Source organism: Candidatus Thiothrix phosphatis (assembly GCF_035668035.1).
Lineage (GTDB): Bacteria > Pseudomonadota > Gammaproteobacteria > Thiotrichales > Thiotrichaceae > Thiothrix > Thiothrix phosphatis.
In genome coordinates this window covers 1-5,384 of record NZ_JAYMYJ010000162.1, presented here as the reverse complement: position 1 = coordinate 5,384, position 5,384 = coordinate 1, and the positions used below count along the sequence as shown (strand labels likewise).

The 5,384-nt window shown below is 53.5% G+C and carries 5 protein-coding genes; 1 reads left to right on the top strand and 4 read right to left on the bottom strand.

Going from position 1 to position 5,384, the window contains the following annotated elements; genetic code table 11:
* Positions 1-479: 479 nt before the first annotated feature.
* Positions 480-1,088: a metal-dependent hydrolase gene (locus VSS37_RS21485; RefSeq protein ID WP_324698589.1), complete on the top strand. Its 609-nt coding sequence runs from the start codon at positions 480-482 to the stop codon at positions 1,086-1,088.
* 57 nt (positions 1,089-1,145) lie between these two features.
* Here the strand turns inward: VSS37_RS21485 and trxA are convergent, their stop codons facing one another.
* The 4 genes from trxA to VSS37_RS21465 all read right to left on the bottom strand — a co-directional run.
* Entirely contained in the window at positions 1,146-1,520 is a 375-nt protein-coding gene (gene trxA / locus VSS37_RS21480; protein ID WP_324698587.1) for a thioredoxin, read from the bottom strand.
* 36 nt (positions 1,521-1,556) lie between these two features.
* The gene (locus VSS37_RS21475) at positions 1,557-2,168 is read right to left on the bottom strand and encodes a flavin prenyltransferase UbiX (RefSeq protein WP_324698586.1); all 612 of its coding nucleotides are present in this window, start codon (positions 2,166-2,168) and stop codon (positions 1,557-1,559) included.
* A gap of 12 nt (positions 2,169-2,180) precedes the next feature.
* Positions 2,181-3,530, bottom strand: coding sequence for a UDP-N-acetylmuramate:L-alanyl-gamma-D-glutamyl-meso-diaminopimelate ligase (gene mpl, locus VSS37_RS21470; protein ID WP_324698584.1), 1,350 nt, complete (start codon positions 3,528-3,530; stop codon positions 2,181-2,183).
* A 16-nt stretch (positions 3,531-3,546) separates the two neighbouring features.
* Positions 3,547-5,384 (bottom strand): putative bifunctional diguanylate cyclase/phosphodiesterase (locus VSS37_RS21465; RefSeq protein ID WP_324698582.1); only part of this gene is annotated, 1,838 nt, incomplete at its 5' end.

The following is a 5,384-nucleotide window of genomic DNA, read 5'->3' as shown; positions in this document are numbered from 1 at the left end:
AATGGGGCATCCTCATCCGGCCTTCTTTCGGGGAAGTTCTTTGAGGAAAGTCGCCCAAAATCAGAACTCCTGCATGATACGGTCATTGGCTTGCTGATCAACAGGGTCGAGTTTGGGGTGGACATTCATGCCAATTCTCAGGTTTGACCCACTACCCATTTATCCTTCATTCAGCTTGTCTGTTATAAACTTAGCCACGTCATTATAAAAAATAAATTCTATTAAATCGACGCAAAAGCCCGAACGAGGGAGCTTCGACTCCCTCACTTTTTTAACCGCGATTAATACAGAATTTAAATGGTTTTGGTAGAGAGCACCATCACCATACCCCGCTGGTGAATGGGTAAAAAAGGGGAGAAAGGGGTCGAACTTATTCGGCCTGATCTTTCTAACTATAAGGAATGCGTTATCTGTGGGGACAGATTAAGGCAGTGGGGCAAATTGCAAAATCTTGGCATTGGCAACAGGGGCAAAACATCATGGCGGAGTACAGTTCATATCATCTGGCGTCAATGGCGGCAGGAATTGGGGCTGCAACCATTACGACAACTTTCGCACCACAATTAGGCTGGGAAATACTCGCCGTCATCGCACTCAGCGGCTATGTCGGCGGCTTGCTGCCTGACATTGACGACGCTGACTCCAGCGGCTTTAAAACCGTAAAATGGCTCAGTCGGGTGGCGGCGGTTATTGTCCCTGTCATCCAGTTTCTTTACCGGCCAACGGATTTATTGCTGGCAGTTCCGATAGCATTATTCATGGTGTCCCGTTTTTGGGAATTGCCGCACCAAATTATGAAACGTGGTGGGCATACCCATTCGGCGTTGGCGGCGGTATGCCTATCATTGGGCGTCGCATGGGTGGCGTATTTGACTGCTGGCCCAACTGCGGCCTTGCCTTCATTCCTGGCGTCCAGCAGCAGCTACCTGTTGCACCTATTACTGGATGATCTGGAAAATGGACGGCTGACGGACTCATCCCCCAATAGCCGCGCATCGCTGCAAGCCATTGGGCGCGGACGGGTGCTGGAGTTTTACGGCATTCTGGCGATTGGGTTTATCAGCTTTTTCGCCCTATGGGGAATTTAAGACTAATCGCCAAAAGTAAAAGCGGAAACGCACAAGTTTGCGTCTCCGCCTTGACGCTTATTCCTGTTGCGCGCTTTCTTGGGCAGCGATATCAGCATGCACTTTGGCCATATCCAACTCGCGCACTTTGGCGATCACCTGCTCCAGTTGCGGTTCGCTCAACATGCCTGCTTCCGCAAACAGGATGACTTGCTCACGGAAAATCATCAGGGTTGGGATGGAACGGATCTGAAAGTGGCCTGCCAGTTCCTGCTCTTCTTCGGTATTCACCTTGGCGAACACGATGTCCTGATGGTTGTCGGAAACCGTCTCAAAAATGGGTGCGAAAGAACGGCATGGGCCACACCAGGGAGCCCAAAAATCAATGATCACAATGTCATTGCTGGTGATGGTTTCTTCAAAATCCTGTGCAGTCATTTCCATGGTCGCCATGGTGTTGCTCCTGTCATAATCAGTTCAAAAATCCTGTCATTCCTGCGGGGGCAAACCCCAACGCGGCGTCAGCGTCTGTGGAACGTCCAGATGATCCAATACCCGCGCCACCATGAAATCAACCAATTCCTGCACGGCTACCGGGCGGTTATAAAAGCCCGGATTGGCGGGCATGATGATAGCCCCCATCCGCGCCAGTTTCAGCATATTTTCCAGATGGATCTCGGAAAATGGCGTTTCACGCACAACCAGAATCAGCCGCTTACGCTCTTTCAGGGCAACATCCACCGCCCGCTCAATCAGGGTGCGGCTGCTGCCGCAGGCAATGGCGGAAAGCGTGCCAACCGAACAAGGGCAAACCACGGTCGCATCGGCCGTTGCGCTGCCGCTGGCGATTGGCGCCATCCATTGCTCACGCTCAAACACCTGCAATTGTCCAGGTTGCGCATGGTGCAAAGTGCTGAAATAAGCTTCTATCTCGCTGGCGCGCCCCGGCAGGCGGTGATCAGTTTCCAGGTTGACCACCACCTGCGCCGGACGCGACAGCAGCAAATAGACCCGGCACCCTGCCTGCAACAAGCATTCCAGCAACCGCAAACCATATTGCGCGCCGGAAGCTCCCGTCATGATCAGGGTAACGGTTTTCAATCGAACAAATCCTTAACCTGAAAGTTTGGCCAACAGCTTGTCATGGATACCGCCGAAACCACCATTACTCATAATTAATACATGGTCTCCAGGCTGGGCCAGTTGCGCCACAGCGTCCACAAGCCCATCAATGTCCTGTAGCCATTGGCCTTTGCCGCCGATTTCCGTCACCACATCCGCCAGACTCCAGTCCAGCCCCGGCGGTTGATACAGGAAAACATGATCCGCCGCTTGCAAAGAAGCTGCCAACGCCGTCTTATGCGCACCTAGCCGCATAGTGTTGGATCTCGGCTCCAGCAGGGCAAGAATACGCGCATCCCCAACCTTGGCCCGCAACCCGGCAAGTGTCGTCGCAATCGCGGTCGGATGATGGGCGAAGTCATCATAGACAGTCACGCCACGCACTTGCCCGCGCACCTGCATCCGCCGCTTCACCCCCTGGAACTCCGCCAATGCCGCAATCGCATGGACGGCAGGGACACCTGCGTGGCGGGCGGCGGCGATCGCCGCCAACGCATTGTTGACGTTGTGTTCCCCCAGCAACCCCCAATGCACGACGCCCTGCGCTTCCCCCTTGCAAAATACGCGGAACTCGCCGCCATCCGCCTGTAGGTATTCAGCCCGCCAATCACCCTCGGCGAAGGTTTCAACCGGCGTCCAGCAACCCATCGCCAGGGTCTCTTTCAGATTGGCGTCCTGGGCGTTGACAATCGCCAAACCACTGCCCGGCACGGTGCGCATCAGGTGATGAAATTGAATCTTGATCGCCTGGACATCCGCAAAAATGTCAGCATGGTCGTACTCCAGGTTGTTGAGGATGACCGTGCGCGGGTGGTAATGCACAAACTTGGAGCGCTTGTCGAAGAAGGCGGTGTCGTATTCATCCGCTTCCACCACGAAAAACGGCGAAGCGCCCAGCCGGGCGGAAACACCGAAATTTTCCGGCACGCCGCCAATCAGGAAACCCGGCTGCAAGCCCGCGTATTCCAGAATCCAGGCCAACATGCTGGCGGTGGTGGTTTTGCCATGCGTCCCCGCCACTGCCAACACCCAGCGTTCGCGCAGGACATTTTCGTACAGCCACTGCGGGCCGGAGATATACGGCAGTTGGCGGTCAAGCATGTGTTCAACCACCGGCAGGCCTCGCCGCATGACATTGCCAACCACCATGGCGTCAGCATCCACAGGCAAATCCTGCGGCTGATAGCCTTGCATGATTTCCACACCCTGCTCCGCCAGCATCGTGCTCATAGGGGGATAGACGTTGGCGTCGGAACCTGTGACCTGATGGCCTGTTGCACGCGCCAACAGGGCAACACCGCCCATGAAGGTTCCGCAGATACCCAGAATATGAATTTTCACCGTATGTATTGCATCCTTAAACTATGTGATGACGGATAATTTCATCAATCGGGATGGGCTTGGAAATGCCGTAACCCTGGCCGTAGTCTACACCAATCTCGCGCAGAATCTGGATAACCCGCTCGTTCTCAACATACTCCGCAATGACTTTCACGCCCATCAGATGCCCAACCTGGTTGACCGAACGCACCATGGCGTGGGCAACATCATCGTTGGCGATGTCTTTAATGAAACTGCCGTCAATTTTCAAATAATCCACGGACAAAGACTTCAGATAACCGAAAGAACTGACGCCCGTACCAAAATCATCCAGTGAAAAGCTGCACCCAAGCCCCTTCAGGGTTTCAATAAAATGTTGCGCCAAGTCAAGGTTATGGATGGCGACCCGCTCTGTTATCTCGAAACACAGCATGCCCGGGCTGACACCCGCCGCCTTGATCTCATCCAGCACAAATTGCAGAAATGCAGGTTCATCCAGGCTTTGCCCCGACAAATTTACCGCAAAAACAGGCAGCGGAGTTGTCTGGGTAATGTCGACCAAGGTGCGCAACAACTTGCTCACCACCCAACGGTCAAGACGCGGCATCATGGAATAGGACTCCGCCGCTGGAATAAACTCATCCGGCGGAACAGGCTGGTTGTTTTCATCATATAAGCGGATCAGCACCTCATAATGGCTGAACGGCTTTTTGAACTCCACCGGCGACAAGGGATGGATAGGCTGCGCCACCAGACGAAAATTACCTGCATCAAACGCCTTCTTCAACCTGCCCAGCCAAATCATGTTGCCATGCTGCTTGAGGATTTCCTGATCATTCGGCTTGTAAATGTGAATTCGGTTGCCGCCTTTAGTTTTAGCGACCCGGCAGGCGGCGTCGGCCACCGACAATATCCGGTTTGGTGTCCCTAACCCTTTGTAAAGAGGCACAAAAGCAACACTGGCCGTAACCCGCTGACGTTTTTTATTCCATTCAAATTCATACTGTTCCAGTTTGATGCGAATCTGCTCTGCCGCGCGCACGGCGACCGCAGGCTCAATTTCCTGGAACAGGATGCCAAACTCATCACCGCCAAGACGCGCCAGAATATCCCTCCTAGCATCAATTTCACTCTTCAGCATCCGCGCAATGCGTTCAATCAGCACATCGCCTGCATTATGCCCCATGGAGTCATTCACCAGTTTGAACTGATCCATGGAAATCAGGCAAAACGAATGCTTGACGCCATGTTGCCGCACTTGGTCAATGGCCACTTTCAGACGCAGTTCGAAACTTTTCCGGTTCAACAGCATGGTCTGCTGGTCATGCATTTCCACATGATCAAGCCTTACCTGCATCGCATACAATTCGGTCTGATCCCGTAGCAATAACATGTAGCAGGGCCGATCCGCATCCTCATAGAGAATAGGCTGCACTGTATAGGTGACCTGGACTTCACTAAACCCAGCGGCATTCATCAACGCATGGCGCAACAAAGGACGGTCATTCTGCCTAGCCTTGTCCAGCCAAGCGATAGGGTTATGGGTCAAGGGGTCAAGTAGGGTAAAAAGTTCGCCCGCATGTTTACCACGAGCACTGCGGACTTTGTATTTCAACATCTTTTCCGCCGCCGGATTAATGAAATCCACAATCCCACCTGCATCCACCAGGACAGCCGCCTCCTGCACATCAGCCAAGGCGGAAACCAGCATGTTTTGTTGTGCAAGGTGTAACTGCCCTTGAGAACGGCGCTGCCTCAGCAACATCCAACCAACAAGCACAGCGACCATCGCATAAGCAAACAATAGCCCTAGAGTCGTAACGTTGGAAAAAGAATTAACAAGATCGGCCACGCCAGCCCTCACCCACGATAACT